Annotated in this window: 12 protein-coding genes; 4 read left to right on the forward strand and 8 right to left on the reverse strand. The window is 42.0% G+C overall.

Annotated features, from left to right (window positions below; genetic code table 11):
- Nucleotides 1-206 precede the first annotated feature (206 nt).
- From ACST13_RS01350 to pdxA, 8 genes are all read right to left on the reverse strand, one after another.
- Nucleotides 207-1,097, reverse strand: coding sequence for a YicC/YloC family endoribonuclease (locus tag ACST13_RS01350; RefSeq protein WP_459521422.1), 891 nt, complete (start codon nt 1,095-1,097; stop codon nt 207-209).
- A complete protein-coding gene (locus ACST13_RS01355; protein WP_459521423.1) occupies nt 1,094-3,532 on the reverse strand; it encodes a hypothetical protein in 2,439 nt (812 codons plus the stop codon). The genes ACST13_RS01350 and ACST13_RS01355 overlap by 4 nt, the downstream gene beginning before the upstream one ends.
- A 3-nt stretch (nt 3,533-3,535) precedes the next feature.
- Complete coding sequence (locus tag ACST13_RS01360) at nt 3,536-3,964, reverse strand: FKBP-type peptidyl-prolyl cis-trans isomerase (protein WP_459521424.1); 429 nt, start codon at nt 3,962-3,964, stop codon at nt 3,536-3,538.
- Nucleotides 3,965-4,035: 71 nt separating this feature from the next.
- Complete coding sequence (locus ACST13_RS01365) at nt 4,036-5,775, reverse strand: hypothetical protein (RefSeq protein WP_459521425.1); 1,740 nt, start codon at nt 5,773-5,775, stop codon at nt 4,036-4,038.
- A gap of 173 nt (nt 5,776-5,948) precedes the next feature.
- Nucleotides 5,949-6,386 carry a tetratricopeptide repeat protein gene (locus tag ACST13_RS01370; protein ID WP_459521426.1) on the reverse strand — a complete coding sequence of 146 codons (438 nt, stop codon included), beginning with the start codon at nt 6,384-6,386 and terminating at the stop codon, nt 5,949-5,951.
- A gap of 47 nt (nt 6,387-6,433) precedes the next feature.
- Nucleotides 6,434-8,875 carry an endonuclease MutS2 gene (locus tag ACST13_RS01375; protein ID WP_459521427.1) on the reverse strand — a complete coding sequence of 814 codons (2,442 nt, stop codon included), beginning with the start codon at nt 8,873-8,875 and terminating at the stop codon, nt 6,434-6,436.
- Nucleotides 8,872-9,798, reverse strand: coding sequence for an NAD(P)-dependent oxidoreductase (locus ACST13_RS01380; RefSeq protein ID WP_459521428.1), 927 nt, complete (start codon nt 9,796-9,798; stop codon nt 8,872-8,874). The genes ACST13_RS01375 and ACST13_RS01380 overlap by 4 nt, the downstream gene beginning before the upstream one ends.
- A complete protein-coding gene (pdxA, locus tag ACST13_RS01385; protein WP_459521429.1) occupies nt 9,791-10,789 on the reverse strand; it encodes a 4-hydroxythreonine-4-phosphate dehydrogenase PdxA in 999 nt (332 codons plus the stop codon). Before pdxA ends, ACST13_RS01380 begins: the two co-directional genes overlap by 8 nt.
- A gap of 185 nt (nt 10,790-10,974) precedes the next feature.
- On the opposite strand from pdxA, the gene ACST13_RS01390 reads away from it, so the two are divergent.
- Genes ACST13_RS01390 through ACST13_RS01405 form a run of 4 tightly spaced genes read left to right on the forward strand, consistent with a single transcriptional unit; the run spans nt 10,975 to nt 17,731 of the window.
- Complete coding sequence (locus ACST13_RS01390) at nt 10,975-14,835, forward strand: pyruvate carboxylase (RefSeq protein ID WP_459521430.1); 3,861 nt, start codon at nt 10,975-10,977, stop codon at nt 14,833-14,835.
- Nucleotides 14,835-15,569 carry a PI-PLC domain-containing protein gene (locus tag ACST13_RS01395; RefSeq protein WP_459521431.1) on the forward strand — a complete coding sequence of 245 codons (735 nt, stop codon included), beginning with the start codon at nt 14,835-14,837 and terminating at the stop codon, nt 15,567-15,569. Before ACST13_RS01390 ends, ACST13_RS01395 begins: the two co-directional genes overlap by 1 nt.
- A gap of 36 nt (nt 15,570-15,605) precedes the next feature.
- A complete protein-coding gene (locus tag ACST13_RS01400) occupies nt 15,606-16,493 on the forward strand; it encodes a sugar phosphate isomerase/epimerase family protein (protein WP_459521432.1) in 888 nt (295 codons plus the stop codon).
- Nucleotides 16,494-16,516: 23 nt separating this feature from the next.
- Nucleotides 16,517-17,731: a TCR/Tet family MFS transporter gene (locus ACST13_RS01405; protein WP_459521433.1), complete on the forward strand. Its 1,215-nt coding sequence runs from the start codon at nt 16,517-16,519 to the stop codon at nt 17,729-17,731.
- Nucleotides 17,732-17,733 lie beyond the last annotated feature (2 nt).

Consider the following 17,733-nt stretch of genomic DNA (forward strand, 5'->3'; position numbering starts at 1 on the left):
AAAAAAGGGAGTGAAGCTCCCTTTTTTTATCATTTTTGAAATGTTTCATGCTTCGTTGCGCAGCAACATCCACCTTTATTCTTTGTGCTTTATGCTCTATGCTTTCTCTTCGGACTAAGCCGAAGGCGACTCATTGACCAAGTTGCGAAGCAACGACTAGGTATTGGCTAAATTGCGAAGCAACGACTAAGCAAGTTGCTTCGCAATTATAAAACGTTAGCCGTTTGCTCTTTAATCTTCTCCAGCTCATCCTTCATATTTACCACCAACCGTTGGATGGTAGAATCATTCGCTTTCGAGCCAATGGTATTGATTTCACGGCCAATTTCTTGCGCCATGAAGTTAAGTTTCTTGCCGTTTCCTTCTTCTAATATTTCAATGAAATAATCAAGGTGGGTGGCAAGACGTACTTTTTCTTCAGAAATGTCAAATTTTTCGATGTAATAAACCACCTCTTGTTCGAAGCGGTTTTTATCGAAATCTTCTTTCAATCCAAGTTCTAAAAGTGCGTTGCGCATCCTTTCGCGGATGCCTGGCATTCGAATTTTATCTTGTTCTAAGACTTGTGCTAAACCAGATTTTATGGCGGCAATATATTCGCGGAATTTATCTTCTACGACCTTCCCTTCGCGAGCACGGAATTCTTTACACTCTTTCACAGCTTCTTGAACGGCCTGAAATACAACCTTCCATAATGCTTCGATTTCGTCATCGTTTTCTTGTGAATTATCAGATGAATGTAAACTGGGCATGGACATAGCCTGTAAATACAAGGCATTCTCGTCAATGTTTTGTACCCCTAATTCAGCAGCTAAACGTTTTAATTCGGTAAAATAGGTGGAGATCTGGCCCTGTGGTAAAATACTTTGCTCCACGTTCTCTGTGTTTTTTTGTAAGTGCAAATTCAATTCCATTTTACCCCGCTCTAGTTGTTGCGTTAGGTAATTACGTATATCGATTTCTTTTGCAGATAATGATTTAGGAACGCGGCAAAAAATATCGGTGAACTTCGAGTTTAAGCTTTTTACTTCGACACGGATTTGAAGGTCTTGGATTTCTTTTTGGGATTTTCCAAAGCCCGTCATGGAGTAGATCATATAGTTTCTTTTTTGGCCTTAGCCGCTTGATAAAAGGAGAATGCAATAAATAATAGCATTGCAATAGAAGCGCCTAAGTCGATTTTATTTCCTGTAATAACGGAAATAGGTGCAAATTTGAATTCGATTGTATGTTTACCAGCTGGAATAGCTAAACCACGCAAAACGTAATCGGCTTGTACGTGATTTGTTTCTTTTCCGTCAATATAGGCTTTCCAATCCTTGTTTCCTCGGTAGTAAATTTCAGAGAATACAGCGAAGCTAGGGTCTTTAGACTCGGAACTATAACTCAAATGATTGGGTTTATACGAGGTTAATGCAATACTTCCATCTGTTTTAAAGGAAGTCCCAGGGACGAAAGCGGCGTCTTTTTGTTCTACTAACGCCACTGTGCGTGGATCAATTTTACCGATTCCGTTCAAGGCTTCATCAGCCGATGGAATCACGTTTACAGAGGAAACAAACCAGGCATTTCCTAGTGCCCCTGGATTAACTTGTGGTGCTAATTGACCGGTTGAGTCTGGACTTAGAATGTATTTTGTATTCAGCATATTCAGGATGTTGGTTTGTCCTGGATTAGCGGTGAATTGTTTTTCGATTAACTCTTGGTAGCGACGTAGTTTTGCTGCGTGATAGCCACCCACGGATTGATGGTAATAGGAGGTGGTAGCATCGCTCATGAAATTCGTGGCGACGTTAACTACGCGGTACTGCGTGGAGTCTTGAAGGATTTTTTGATCAGCAGGGCTAGGAAGTATTTGTTCGTCTAAAGTTGCTTTAGAAACAAAGAATTCTTTGCCAAAATACCGTTTTGCCACCGGCGTTAAATCAAATATCCCTAACAATACTAAAGCAATCAGCCAAATAGATTTTTTAACTTTCCCAGTTGTGGCGACCCATAAAATACTTGTTCCAATCAATACAATAAAGAAACTGCGGAATGCATCGGACTGAAATAATTCGATACGGTCTAGCTGAATGCTACGCCAGATTTGGTTATTTAAAGAGGTGTCTTGGATTAAGGCTCCACCAAAGTTAGGGCCTTTAAACTCTAAGAATAGGTCAGGTGCTAGGCCAAAAAACAAGGCTAATCCACCACTCAATCCTGCAGCGTATAACAAGGGTTTTTTGATTTCGGTCCAGCTTGATTTTTGTTGGATGAATCGAATAAGCCCCAAAATACCTAAAGTCACAAAGCCCAATTGTACGAAAGAAAGTACCATCGTGATAGCTCTAAACTTATTAAATAAGGGGAAGTACTGGAATAGAATCGTGTTGAAGAAGAAGTATTTCCCCCAAGCAAAAGTGATAAATAGGGCGGTAAAGCCAATAACCCACCATTTTTCAGCCGACTTAATGTAAAAGGCGCCAAACAAAAACAAGAAAATCACTAAGGCTCCGGCATAAGCAGGACCTGCCGTATAACTTTGATCACCCCAATACGCTGGGCCTTTTTCCACAAATCCTAAAGCTTGCTCGTCAGGAATTCCGGCATTAGTCATGGTTTGGTAGGTATTCGAAGCGGTTCCTCCTAAATCTCCAGCAGAGGCACCACCCATAAAATTGGGGATTAATAAAGTGCCTGTTTCAGCAATACCATAGGACCAGTCGAACGCATAAGTTTGGTCTAATCCGTCTCCACGTGATTTATTTACGCTTAATTCAGACGCACCGCGTGTTGTTTCCTTGGCATATTCGTAGTTGTTCCAAAGACGCATCGAGTGCGTCCCTAACGCTAAAACTAATCCTAAGCCTATCAATAATCCTCGCTTTAACCAATCAACCACTGTTTTATGAATGATCGCTTGCGATAAGGTATAGATTTTATAAAATCCGATAATGAAGAATAAGTAATAGGTGATTTGTACGTGGTTAGCGTATAATTCGAGGGCCATACCTAGCGTAAACAAGGCGGCTCCTAGCCATTTCCGATTACCCCAACCTAGCTTTACACCCGCTAAAACGATAGGAGCATATGCTAAGGCTAACACTTTCGAAGTATGTCCAGCTGGAATGATGACCATATTATAGGTCGCAAAGGCGTAGAACACTGCTCCGGCAAAGCCTAAAATAGGGGAGGCTCCCATCGCCCAAAGCAAAATATACATCCCTAACATCTGCAGGAAAAGTAAGTTCACGGGGCTGGGAAGGAGATTAGTAATGAAAGATCCGATTTTGGCAGAAATAGAATAGGGATAAGATCCTGAAATCTGATAGGTAGGCATTCCCCCAAACATCGAGTTCGACCACCAAGCATCCTCGCCGGTCTTAGCTTTGTACTGAATGCTCTCCTGTGCTGCCGCCTGGGCTTGTTGAATATCGTGTTGGATCAATACTTTTCCCTGCAGAACGGGTCCACAATAAATAAAAGCGATCAAAAGAAAACCCAAAAGAACCATCCCATGGGGGGCAAAGGAGCGCAAATTAATTTTCATATCTTATGAGATCGATACTAATTCAAGTTCAAAAGTTAAATCACGGCCAGCTAATGGGTGATTCGCATCTAAAGTTACGTATGAATCGGTTAAATCAGTGATAACAACCTCTACTACATGACCACCATCTTGGTGCATGGATAGTGAGGCACCTACTTCTAATTCGATGTGCGCAGGAACTTGAGCGCGCTCTAAAGTCACTGTGTTTTCAGGAGAATGTTCGCCATAGGCCTCAGCCGCTGGGATTAGCACGGTTTTTTTCTCGCCGATTGTCATTCCAGTCACGCCATCATCAAAACCTTTGATGACCATGCCTGAACCTAATTGAAATTCAAGGGGAGTTTTTCCTACAGAAGAGTCAAAAATAGCACCATCCGTGTGTTTACCTGTGTAGTGTACGGCAACCTGGTCGCCGGTTTTTGCAATAGACATAATGAATCGTTAAAATTGGAAAATAAGCTACAAATAACACGAATTTTTATAGCGTTTCCAAGCCTTTTGACCTACGATTCTATGGTCTGGAGTGCATATTTTTGGCGTATCGCGTTTAGTTCATTTTCCATTGTGTGCAAGGAACTAATGAAGTTCTTTTTCGCTAAGGAAGGTAAGTTCTTGTAGTAATCAATTCCTGATTGAAGATTAGACGTGAAATTTTGAAAATATTTCGTCCGCTTTGCCCAGACGTCTGTATTTATTTCCTCTTCGATTGTCTCTTTTAGGTAATCCACATAGAGTTCAATTTCTGCCAAAAACATGTGTGGTCGACTGTCCTTCGTCAAGGTTTGTATACGTCCATAGATGTGATCGATCATCGTTTTGAGGGAAACTATTTGGGAAAAATTCGCAATGTTTGGTCCAGGACATATCGTCACAGCCGTTAATTTTTTTACAAACATTTCTTTGTATGTGATGGCTGCTGAATTACTGAGGCCGACACAAAGGCATTCTTTGGCCAAAATCTCCGCCTTATTTTGCTGTCCCTCCGGAGTCGCTAATTTTAATTTGATGTACTTTTTTGAAGCGGTACAAATAGGTTCAGCCGTAAATTCTGTATTAAACGCCAAATGTTTCTCCGTACATGGGCTGCCCGGTTTTTTATGCTCAATTCTACTTAATCGTTCCTTGTAAGCACTAGTGCCCTTTAAATAATTAAAACGTACGCCTAAAGGAGAGCTTTTACTTAAAATTATATCTTCCTTCTTCGAATCTGCTAGCAATTGCATCGTTTCTTGATCCACCGTGGTCGCCTCAGGCACTAATAAGAAGGGCGTTCCCCATCCAGTGCTGTCCACTGCATAATAATCGTGTAAGAAATGATCTTCTTCATAGGTTCCGATGCCCCCTTGAACAGAAATCTTTATGGCTGGCGCTTTGTCTCTCTTTTGAAAAATGGAGAAAATCGTATCGATGAGTTCCTGTTTTCTGGATTTGAATTCTTCCAAAATCGGTCCTAACAAATATCCGTCGGTTGCAAAGGCATGCCCGCCACAATTGAGTCCTGATTCGATTCGAAATTCACTAACCCAAACCCCCTTTTTAGCCAAATATTTTCCCTGTATTAAGGCCGATCTAAAATCCGTCACCTTCACGATTACCTTCTTTTTAAACGTATGAAAATCTTCACAATGCTCTAGATAATTAAATAGTCGAGGGTTTAACCCGGCCGAAAAGACCATCGAAGAGTCACTCAAGTCACTATTCGCATAACCTCTTAGCGCCGCAATGGCATCTGAATTTTCGTCTTTCACTTCCCCATTTGGACTTGGATTACTCTTATCCAATTTTGTCATAATGTTAACGTCGATACTTCCTGCACACATTTTTCCACGCAATTCTTTCTGTAGCATTACTTTTTTCGTAGGGCAATCCATCTGCAACATTTGCTCATAATCCTTACGTAATGCAGAATCTGTTGGCAGCATTTCAAAGTATTTGTCGATTTCGTTTCCTTGACCAAAATCTTCCGCTTGCAAAGTGTTGAATTGCTGATTAACAATACGATTAAGGAGATTTAAGTAACTGGTAATTCGTTTGGCCCTATAGTCCTCCATATTGGGTCCAATAGGGTGATATTTTTCACCGAATTCCTCACTATAATGCTTTCGCATCATTTCGATAAGCCGATCTTCAGCCAGCGAAATGACAGACGATATGCCAAAACGGGCAACTTTAACGGGGGAGTCAACGGTAAAGGCTAAACCCATCACCGGTATATGGAAAGTATGATTTGAATTTGTGTTCATGTATGGTATTTTTAGCCTGCTCAAATGGCCTCGCAAAATTACCGACACTAGGATGGGGAATAGCTGATTTAAATCATGCTGGGGAGTGAGTTATATCAATTAGATTAGAGAGAGGAGAGCATAGAGTAAAGATGATTTTTATTTCCTCTCTTTCCTCTCTACTCTCTTATCTCTTATCTGCAAAGCGAAGCTTTGTACTTCAACGATAAGGTATCCCCCAGCTCTATCGCCGTATTGAAATCAAGACAGGCGTCATCAATAAGTCCCAAGTGCATTAAATTTATGCCGCGATTATAATAGGTTTCGGCATAATAGGGGTAGCGTATGATGGATTTAGAGAAATCGCGGATAGCTCCTTTGTCGTTGCCTAATTTAGATTTATAGTAGCCGCGGTAGAAAAAATAATCGGCATTAGTTGAATCGAGACGAATGGCTTTAGTTAAGTCAGAGATGGCACCCGAATATTGTTCCATTGATCCGCGTGAAAACGCTCTTGCAAAGTATATTTCTGGATTTTTCGGATCCTTTGTGAGTGCGACAGAGAAGTTATAGGTCGCCTGTTCGTATTTTTCTTGTTGTATTTGGCTCAAGCCAGCGGCGTATTGCAGCATGCAGCTGCTGAAGAAAAGGAGCGAAAATAGAAGAGCTAAAATTCGGATCATTTGAATTGAATGAGGGTGATTCCCGCACCGCCTCGGTCTGCATGTTCGTCAGTTATCGACTTGATTTCTTTGTAACGCCGTAATTGTTCGCGTATCAAGGTACGTAAAATTCCGTCACCTTTTCCGTGCAATATCTGTACATCTGTAACACCTAAAAGTAGGCAATCGTTGATATATTGGTCTAAAATCACATACACTTCTTCACCTCGCTTGCCTCTAACATCCAATTTAAGCTGGAATTGAGCCATTCGGTCATTGATGTCGATGCCGCGTAAGGGTGCGGAGCTTTTCTTCTGTTGTTTAGGCGCGACGATTTTTTGTAGGCGGTTTAATTTGATTGTGCTGCGAATGGCTCCTAGTGAAATCATCGCGTCTTTTCCTTTTAATTCGAGTATTTGTCCCAAAGTAGGTTCGTCCCCACTCCCTTTAATAACCACCCAATCTCCCACAGCGATGAGGGAGTTCGCATAGACGATTCCTGGTGTCTCGGAAATGACCTTTATTGGGGCCACCGTTTTTAATTCCTTTTGAACAAATGCTGCTAAATCCGCTCGTAACTCTTTCGTTTTATCTTTGTCCGCTTCCTTCTCCTTAATTTGACGAATGGTCTGCTCGATACGTTGATTCGCATCTTGAATAATTTTTTTGGCTTCAGTTTTTGCTGCATTTAGCATCGCCTTCTGTTCCTCTTGAACGTGGTTTTTTAAGCGCTCGTAATTCTCCTTGATGGATATAGCTTGCTCGTTTGCGAGGGCTAAACTGGCATTTTTACTTTCCCAAATCTGCTTCTCCGTCTCCGTTTCCAATAATAATTTATCGAAGTCCACCTGTTTCTTGCCTAATTTCTTACGCGCATTTTCGATGATAGCTTTAGGCAGTCCGATTTTCTGGGCAATTTCAAAGGCAAAAGAACTACCCGGTTTCCCCATATCCAGAATGAATTGAGGCTCTAGGTGTTCCGTGTCGTAACGCATGGCGGCGTTGAAGAGACCTTTTTGGCGATCTGCAAGGCTTTTTAAATTCCCAAAGTGCGTATTAATCGCTCCAAAACATCCCTTGTCGGCTAATTTTTCTAAAATGGCTTCCGCTATCGCACCTCCTAAGGAAGGTTCGGTTCCGGTACCAAATTCATCCACTAAAATCAAGGTATTTTCATTCACGTGCTGCATGAAATGCCGCATATTACTTAGGTGAGAGGAATAGGTACTTAATTCATTTTCTATGTTTTGCTCATCACCCATATCGAGGAAGATTTGGGAGAAGAAACCCATCGTGCTTCCCTCGGCTAAAGGAACTAAACAGCCCGATTGAAATAAGAATTGCAAGAGACCTACGGTACTTAATGTCACGGATTTACCCCCAGCATTAGGTCCTGAAACGACCATAATACGTCTTTCATCTTCTAAACGAATCGTGAGCGGCTTAATCATTTTGCCAATTTTTTCGAGGGATTTTTCCAAAAGTGGATGTCTCGCATCAGTCCAGTTGACGATTGGTTTATCTTGAATAAACGTGGGTTTGATGGCTTTGTGTTCGGCCCCCCAGAGGGCTTTGGCCCGAATAAAATCAATCAATCCTAACCACGAAAAAGCGTGGGCTAAAAAGGGTGTTAAGGGGCGAATTCGATCCGATAATTTGGACAGAATCTGTATAATTTCCCTTTTTTCAGCGGACTCTAAGGATTTAATCTCATTATTCATTGCCAGCGCATCTGCAGGCTCTAAAAACACCGTTTTCCCGGTATCAGATTCATCCTGAACAAAACCTTTGATCTTGCGTTTATGCTCCGCCGCTAAAGGAATCACCATTCGGCCATTCCGTACAGTCAGGGAAAAATCTTTACTCACCCAGCCCTCTTTGTACGCCTGACTCAGATACGAATCAAGTTTCTTTCGAAGCCCTTGTTCTTCGGCTATGCGTTTACGTCTTAAATCGCCTAAAGCAGGGGAGGCCGTTTCCTTGATTTGACCATTCGTGTCAAAAACTCGATCTAAATCTTGAATAATTGGAAGAATTTGTCTGAAATCCCCATTGCTTTCTGCACCTTTCGCTAGAAAATGCTGAGTAATCTTTTGTATTTCAGGGTATTCAGATGCATCGGTAGCCGCAAAGAAGCGAATGCTTTCGTATAATACGCTCAAAGCTCGCTGCCAATCCCTCCATTCGTCTGCTGATAAATAATGACCTTCTAATGCCAATGGGCTTAAATAGGAGCGCAAATCGAAGTAATCCACTTGCGGAAATTCACCGCCGTGCTCCCCTAAAATTCGCCCCATTTCATCCACTTGCTCCACCCATTGTTTAACAAGAGGGAAACGGTCTGAAAAGCGCATTTTATCCGCATATTCTTGCCCCATTGGACTTAAGCAAATTTGCTTAATTTCCTCTTTTATCTGGTTGAAGCCCAGTTTTTCAGCAAGATTAATGGGGTAATTCATAAAGAAAAATGCGCTTTTATTTTTTCGAGTAAAACCTCGTTGATTTTAAAATAACTCTCAGTTGTCCAACCCGCTACGTGCGGACTAAAAATCGTGGCTGGATAGGCGGCTATTTCGGTAAATATTTCTTTTTCCACGGGAGACCAGGTCGACAATTTTTCGTTGGGTAATACGTCTAGAGCTAATCCTCTAATTTGGCCTGAACGCAAACCTTGCAGTAAGGGTTCAAGTGGAGAAATAGGCCCTCTAGAGCTATTAATAAATAAAATAGGCTTTTTGAAGGACTCGATAAAGGAAGGTGTGACCAGTCCGCGAGTCTCAGAAGTCAATGGGATATGTAGGCTCAGGATGTCAGCGTCCTCGAAAATTTGTTCGAGCGAAGCAGGAAAATCAACCGAAGGCGCATATTTATCATAAGCTAAAATCCGCAATCCAAAACCAGAAAGCCGCGAAGCGACCGCCTTGCCCATATTTCCATATCCGATAATACCGATTGTTTTGCCTTTGATTTCGAAACCTCGATTCCCGTCTCTTTCCCATAATCCATGCCGAATCTCTGTATCAGAAGTATGAAGCTTGTGAGCCAAAGAAAGTATTTGGCCGATGACGTGTTCCGCTACGGAATCTGAATTACCTTCATTCGCTGCAAAAACAGCAATTCCGCGTGCTGAACACGCATCCAAATCTACTAAATCCAAACCGGCACCGGCGCGCGCAATGAAAGATAAATGCGTATTTTCTAGTTTGTCAGCGGTGATTTTGAATTTACTACGAATCACTAATCCTGTATACTCGGGTAAAATGCGGCGAAATTCATCCGCGCTCAATCCCAAACGAGTTTCTACCTCGAAGCCTAATTTCGTCAGTCCTTCCGCCATAGAAGGATGAACTTCGTCGACAATCAAAACTTGCTTATTATGCATTCATTCGGTTTTTTACAAGATCTAAGGCTAAAAACATAGCCTGTAAGAAGGAACCTGGGTCTGCTACATTTTGGCCTGCAATATCATAAGCCGTACCATGATCGGGGGACGTACGAATAACAGGTAATCCTGCCGTAAAATTGATGCCGGAATCGAAGGCAATGTATTTAAATGGAATTAATCCTTGATCGTGGTACATGCCTAAAACTCCATCAAAATCTTTGAATTGAGCTTTTCCGAAGAATCCATCCGCAGAATAAGGCCCTAAAACCAAATTCCCTTTTTTTCTGAATTCCTCTACAACAGGTTGAATAATCTCTAATTCCTCTTGTCCTAAAAGTCCGGAGTCACCTGCATGTGGATTTAAACCCAAAACCGCTAAACGTGGTTTTTCAATCGAGAAATCCTCCTTCAAACTCTTCAAGAACAATTGAATTTTTGTACGTAAAAGATCGGCACTAAGTGCCTTAGAAACCTCTAATAAGGGAATGTGGCCCGTCGCTACGCCCATCCGAAGATTTTCAGATACTAGCATCATTAACGATGATTTTGCCTCAAACCGTTCCGTGAAATATTCCGTATGTCCCGGGAATTTAAATTCCTCTGATTGTATGTTGTGTTTATTGATTGGAGCAGTGACTACTGCGGAGATTAAACCGCGGTCTAAGTCATTTGAAGCGCGCTCTAAGCAATCAAATGCTGCTTTACCAGCTTCTTTAGTCTCTTTTCCAGGTTCAATAACGGTGGTAGAATCATCCCAGCAATTGATGACAGAGCTTCCGCCTGATTTTGCTTCAGATGCATCTTGAATTGAATCGATCGACCACTCTTTTAATTCGAATTTTTGGCGATAAAAATCCAGTACTTTGGCAGAACCATAAATCACAGGCGTACACCACTTTAGGATCCGTGGACTCGCTAAGGATTTCAAGATTACCTCAGGGCCTATGCCGTTATAATCACCTAGGGTTATGCCAATAATGGGTTTCATTCAACTGGATTTTTTGTTCGACCTGCAAGTTAAGAAATTTCGCAGGAAGCCGATAGAATTATTTTTTTAGTAAGGAACCCAATAATAATTGTAAATTTTTAAGTTTTACCAAATTAAATAGGGCAATCAATACAATTATCGCAATATATTTAGCATTTTTGTTAGAATCCGATAATTGATTGATTATGCCAAAATCATACGTTAAGAAAATCTCCAGTTTATTGATCGCTAACCGTGGCGAGATTGCCATTCGAATCATGCGTGCTGCGTCCGAATTAGGGATTCGCACCGTGGCCGTTTATACGTTCGAAGATCGCTATTCGCTGCACCGCTATAAAGCGGATGAAGCCTACCAAATCGGTAAAGACGACGAACCTTTAAAGCCTTATTTAGATATTGAAGGATTGATTTCTTTGTGTAAATCAAAAAAAATTGATGCAATTCATCCGGGTTATGGTTTTCTTTCTGAAAACGTAGGTTTAGCGAGTCGCTGCAGAGAAGAGGGGATTGTTTTCGTTGGTCCCTCTCCAGAGGCGATGAATGCTTTAGGAGATAAAGTGGCCGCGAAAGTGGCTGCCATGAAGGCCAATGTGCCCATGATAGAGGATTCTAGAGGGGATTTGTCGGATTATTCTTTGGCCTTATCAGAAGCGAAACGAATTAAATTTCCGGTGATGGTTAAAGCCGCTGCCGGTGGTGGTGGACGTGGGATGCGGGTGGTGAGAACGGAGGAGGAACTGGAAAAAGCCTACCAAGAAGCGAAGAATGAGGCGAAAAATGCGTTTGGGAATGATACCTTGTTTATCGAGAAATTCATTGATGATCCGAAGCATATAGAGGTTCAATTATTAGGGGATCAACACGGAAATTTAGTCCATTTGTACGAGCGCGATTGCTCCGTGCAAAGACGTTTCCAAAAGGTGGTGGAGATCGCTCCGTCCTTTGGTTTAAAAGAAGAAACAAAACAAAAATTATACGCTTACGCGCTTTCCATAGGCAAGGCGGTGAATTATTATAACGCAGGAACGGTCGAATTTCTAGTTGATAAAGACGAGAATATTTTCTTTATCGAGGTAAATCCGCGTATTCAGGTGGAGCACACGATCACAGAAGAGGTGACGGGAATCGACATTGTCCGCACGCAGATTCTGATTGCCCAAAATTACAAATTATCCGATCCAGGTATTTTCATTCAAAACCAAGCAGATATCCCATTAAAGGGCTTTGCGATTCAATGTCGTATCACGACAGAAGATCCGGCGAATGGTTTTAAACCAGATTTTGGAACCATCATTGCCTACCGTAATGCGGCAGGTTTTGGCATTCGTTTAGATGAAGGATCCTCGTATCCGGGGGTAAAAATTTCCCCTTATTTCGATTCGATGTTAGTGAAAGTGTCGGCAAAAGGCCGCACGCTTCGCGGTGCGTCCGAACGCTTAAACCGCGCGCTGACAGAATTCCGAATCCGTGGGGTAAAAACGAACATCCCGTTCTTGCGCAACGTCATCACGCACCCAGTCTTCCAAGAAGGCCATTGTACGGTGCCATTCATTGCCAACCACCCAGAACTATTCAATTTTAAACCTACTCGCGACCGCTCCACGAAGGCGATTCGCTACCTAGGCGAGGTGATCGTCAACGGAAATCCGGATGTTAAATTTAAGCCAACGACTCCTTTCCGCACTCCGATTATTCCTTACGTGGATCCCATGTCAGTATATCCGAAAGGGAATAAGCAATTATTGACGGAAATGGGTGCGGAGAAATTCTCTAAACACATCCGGGATGCGAAGCAAATATATTTTACTGATACCACTTTCCGTGACGGACATCAATCGCTTTTAGCGACTCGTGTGCGTACACAAGATATGTTAGCCGTTGCGGACGGTTTTGCGAAATCCTTCCCTCAATTATTTTCGATGGAGGTTTGGGGTGGCGCGACTTTCGACGTAGCGATGCGATTCTTACAAGAATCCCCTTGGAAGCGTTTGGAAGAATTCCGCGAGGCCATGCCAAATATGTTATTGCAAATGCTTTTCCGCGGCTCGAATGCCGTGGGATACTCGGCATATCCTGATAATTTGATTGAGAAATTCGTGGAGAAATCCTCTGAAGCTGGAGTAGACGTCTTTCGTATTTTCGATTCTTTGAACTGGATCGACGCCATGAAAGTTTCGATCAAAGCCGTTCGTGAGCGAACTCCCGGTATCGCAGAAGCAGCTATTTGCTATACGGGTGACCTATTCACGAACGAAAAATATAATTTACACTACTATGTGGATATGGCGCGACAGCTTGAAGATGCGGGGGCACACATGTTATGTATAAAAGATATGGCGGGCCTTTTACGTCCTTTCCAAGCCGAAAAATTAGTGACTGAATTAAAGAAGGCGGTTGACATACCGATTCACTTGCATACACACGATACGGCCTCTGTTCAATCGGCGACCTATTTGAAGGCAATTGAAGCGGGAGTAGATATTGTGGACGGCGCTTTAGGGGCGATGTCCGGTTTGACGTCCCAGCCTAATTTAAATTCGTTAGTGGCGATGATGCAAGGACATCCGAAGGCCTCTGATTTGGATTTAGATTTATTGAATGAATACTCTAATTATTGGGAAGCGGTGCGTACCATGTACACGCCGTTTGAATCTGAATTGAAGGCTGGAACCGCTGAGGTGTACAATAATGAGATTCCGGGTGGACAATATACGAACTTGCGTGGCCAGGCGATTGCGCTGGGTGTGGGCGATAAGTTTGAGCAATTGAAGCGAAATTATACGGAAGCGAATACGCTTTTTGGCGATATTATAAAGGTGACACCCTCTTCTAAGGTGGTCGGGGATATGGCGATTTTTATGACCGCTAATTCGTTGACGGCGGAGGATGTATATGCCAAAGGCGCTACTTTATCCTTCCCTGAGTCGGTGAAAGACTTCTTTAAAGGCGGCTTAGGTCAGCCCTACCAAGGTTTCCCGAAACAATTACAGGAGATTATTTTGAAAGGCGAGCACGCTATCGAAGGTCGACCAAACGATCATTTAGCGCCCATCGATTTTGATGCTGATTTTAAGGCATTTACGAAGAAATTCTCGGAGGCTGAAGGTGGATTTTACGATTATTTATCGTACAAAATGTATCCCAAAGTCTACGAAGATTTCTACAAGAACTCCGCCCTATTCGGCGAATTATCGGCCCTTCCTACACCAGCTTTCTTCTATGGTTTAAAGCAGGATGAGGAAATTATGATCACGATAGAGCAGGGTAAAACGATCATTGTGAAGTTCTTGTACATGTCGGAAGCAGATGAATCTGGCCTGCGCAATGTGACATTTGAATTGAATGGACAAGCGCGCCGGATTAAGATTTTGGATAAAAACGTCAAAGTAGAACGTGCGCAACACGCGAAAGCGAAGGCTAAAGGAGATATTGGAGCCCCATTGCAAGGACGTTTATCACGTATTTTGGTAAAACCTGGAGACGAGGTGAAATTAAATGCACCTCTATATATAATTGAAGCCATGAAGATGGAATCGATTGTTTCTGCTCCTTTTGAGGGAATTATTGGCAATGTTTTGTTGACAGAGGGAACGGTGGTAGAGCAGGATGATTTGGTCTTAACCTTAGAAGAAGCGAAACTTCCAGAGCCTAATGTAGAAGAATATTTGTTCGTTTACGGAACGTTGCGCCGTGATTGCGGTAATGACTTGCATCGCCTAATTGCCCGTAATTCAGACTATATTGGCATGGCGACTTACCAAGGCCAAATGTTCCAAGTTGCTGAATATCCGGGTATTATTCCATCGGAAAATGCGAAAGATCAAGTGGTGGGGGAATTGTATTTATTATCTAATACGATCAAATTATTGAACGTTTTAGATGAATACGAGGAGTATAATGCAGAGAAGAAAGACGAGAGTTTATTTGTGCGCGAGCAAGTGAAAGTAACCTTAAAAGGTAAGGAAATCGAAACCTATGCGTATCTATACAATAAAAAAATTGACCCCAAAACGCGCATTGCTTCAGGGGACTATGTAAAAGGCTAATGAAAAAAATCGCTCTTTTTTGTTTAATGTCACTCGCCCTAAACGCGCAAAGTCCGCTGTTAAAGGCGCATGCGCATAACGATTACGAACACGAGCGACCATTTTTTGATGCGTTTCAGCTAGGATTTGGTTCAGTAGAAGCGGATGTGTATGCGGTCAATGGGGAATTATTAGTGGGACATGAGCGATCTTCCTTAGCACTAAATAGAACCTTAAAGAACTTGTACATTGACCCTATTGTGGCGGTTTTAAAGGCAAATAAAGAAGGGAACTTTCATCAATTATTGATTGATTCGAAGACCCCCTCGGATTCCACATTACCCTTAATTATTGCCGCCTTCAAACCCTACGCAGCTCTTTTGCAAAAAAAAGGATTTCGAATTGTTATTTCTGGAAATCGACCAAAACCTGCTCAATACATTGAATCCCCCGTTTGGATCACTTTTGATGGCCGTTCAGATGAACCTTTTCCTACGAATAAGGTGATTTTAGAGAGTGAATCGATGTTTAAATTTGGTTTTTGGAATGGTCAAGGACCTATTCCTGCTGCTTTAAAAGAAAAACTGAAAACCTACGTCGACAAAGTACACGCAAATGGTAGAAAAGTGCGCTTATGGGCTACGCCAGATTCACTTTTAGGTTTTCAGGCCTTACTAGATATAGGAGTGGATTATATCGGTACGGATAAACTTAGTTTGTTAGCGGATTATTTAAAATTAGGAAACAGTAAATAAACTGTTCCTGCTACTTTTATAATTAAACCTCATCCTATGACAACTAGACGCGAATTCCTCGTAAAATCCTCTTTATTTTCGGTAGCAGCTGCGCTTCCTATTTCCCTATTTGCTGCGAAAAAATCCTATTCTTTAGGCTATTCATCTATCACCTGGAGTGGACAAGATGAAAAAGCCATTCAAGATATAGCTAGCTTGGGATTTAAAGGAATTCAATTGCGCGCGAATACGTTTGCTAAATACGGAGAATCACCGGCATCGCTAAAAGCTTTAATAGATCAATCAGGTTTACAATTGTGCATGTTTTCGAGCGGAAGTGTAGAAATTGATCCGGCTAAAGTAGACGCATCTATTGCGCAGCATGTAAAGCATGCCACTTTCGTGAAAGCTTTAGGAGGTACTTCGATTCAATTAACGAATTCTTTACGTAAAAAAGGAGTGAAGCCAGAGGAGAAAGATTTAATTCGTTTAGCAGAAGTAATGAATGAAATCGGTGCCCAAACAAAGAAATTAGGCATTCAAGCCACCTACCACAACCACATGGATCAGTTTGGAGAAACACCCGAGGAGGTAGATTTACTTGTTCAACATATGGATCCGTCTAAAATCAAATTGCTTTTAGATGTGGCGCATTATTTCCAAGGCGGTGGTAATCCAGCCGATGCTGTATTGAAATACCAGAAAGTACTTCATTCTCTACATGTTAAGGATGTCCGCCAAACAGAGCCACGTTATCGCTTTGTCGAATTAGGCCAAGGGAAAGTGAATTTAGAAGAGGTTTTTGCGAATTTGGATAAAATTAAATTCAAAGGATTTGCCATCGTGGAATTAGATGCGGTACCCGATCCAGGAAAAACACCTTTATCTTGCGCCCAAACTAGTAAGCAGTTTTTAAAAGATACAATTCAATATCCTTTTTCTTAAATTGCAGCCTAATTTAAAATACAATGGCGAGTAAAAAGGATCCTGCTATAGGATTTATCTTCATTACCTTATTAATTGATGTTCTTGGAATTGGATTAATTATCCCTGTTTTACCTACCTTGATCAAAGGTTTCGTAGGAGGGGATATTTCCGTTGCCTCACAATATGCGGGTTGGTTAATGGCCTCTTATGCCATCATGCAATTCTTATTTTCCCCTATTTTAGGTGGACTTTCGGATCAGGTGGGTCGGCGTCCAGTGATTTTAGCTTCTTTATTCGGCTTCACAATTGATTATTTAGTTTTAGCCTTTGCACCAAATATTCTTTGGTTATTCATCGGACGTATTATGTCAGGTATCACCGGAGCTAGCTTTACAACGGCTCAAGCCTATATTGCCGATGTTTCTAAACCGGAAGATCGTGCGAAGAATTTTGGTGTAGTAGGAGCGGCCTTTGGCGTTGGATTTATTATTGGACCCGCGGTAGGAGGGATGTTAGCCTCTTATGGAGATCGTATTCCGTTCTTCTCCGCGGCCGCTTTAACTCTGATAAATGGCATTTATGGCTATTTTATCTTGCCTGAATCACTGTCTAAATCGAACAGAAGACCTTTCGATATAAAGCGCGCTAATCCACTCGGTTCTTTAAAGAATTTGACAAAATATCCGGTAATCGCCGGTTTAGTGGGGGCTTTTTTCTGCCTTCAATTAGCCGGTCAAGTACATCCGAGTACCTGGTCTTACTTTACAATGAAGGTTTTTGGTTGGACTCCGGATCAGGTGGGTTATTCCTTAGCCTTTGTGGGTTTAATTGTAGCGATTGTTCAGGGAGGTTTGGCTCGTATTATTATGCCAAAACTCGGTGAAATCCGCGCTATTTCTTACGGCCTTCTGTTGTATGGATTTGGCTTTTTCTTATTCGCTTATGCTACTAAATCGTGGATGATGTATGCCTTTATGATTCCCTTCGGTTTAGGTGGTATCGCTGGCCCTGCGCTCCAAAGTTTAATCACCCAACAAGTAGGCGCAGATGAGCAAGGTGAATTACAAGGAGGATTAACGAGTTTGCAGTCCATTACGACTATTTTTGGCCCTTTATTAGCCTCCAATCTATTTGCCTACTTTGCTTCCGAACGCGCACCTATTTTATTTCCCGGTGCGGCCTTTTTTATGGCCGCAATCCTCGTTTTAACAGGATGGTTGATTGTAATGAGATCAATTCCGAAGAAACACGCATAAAA

The sequence above is a fragment of the Aquirufa sp. A-Brett2-W8 genome (assembly GCF_054558755.1).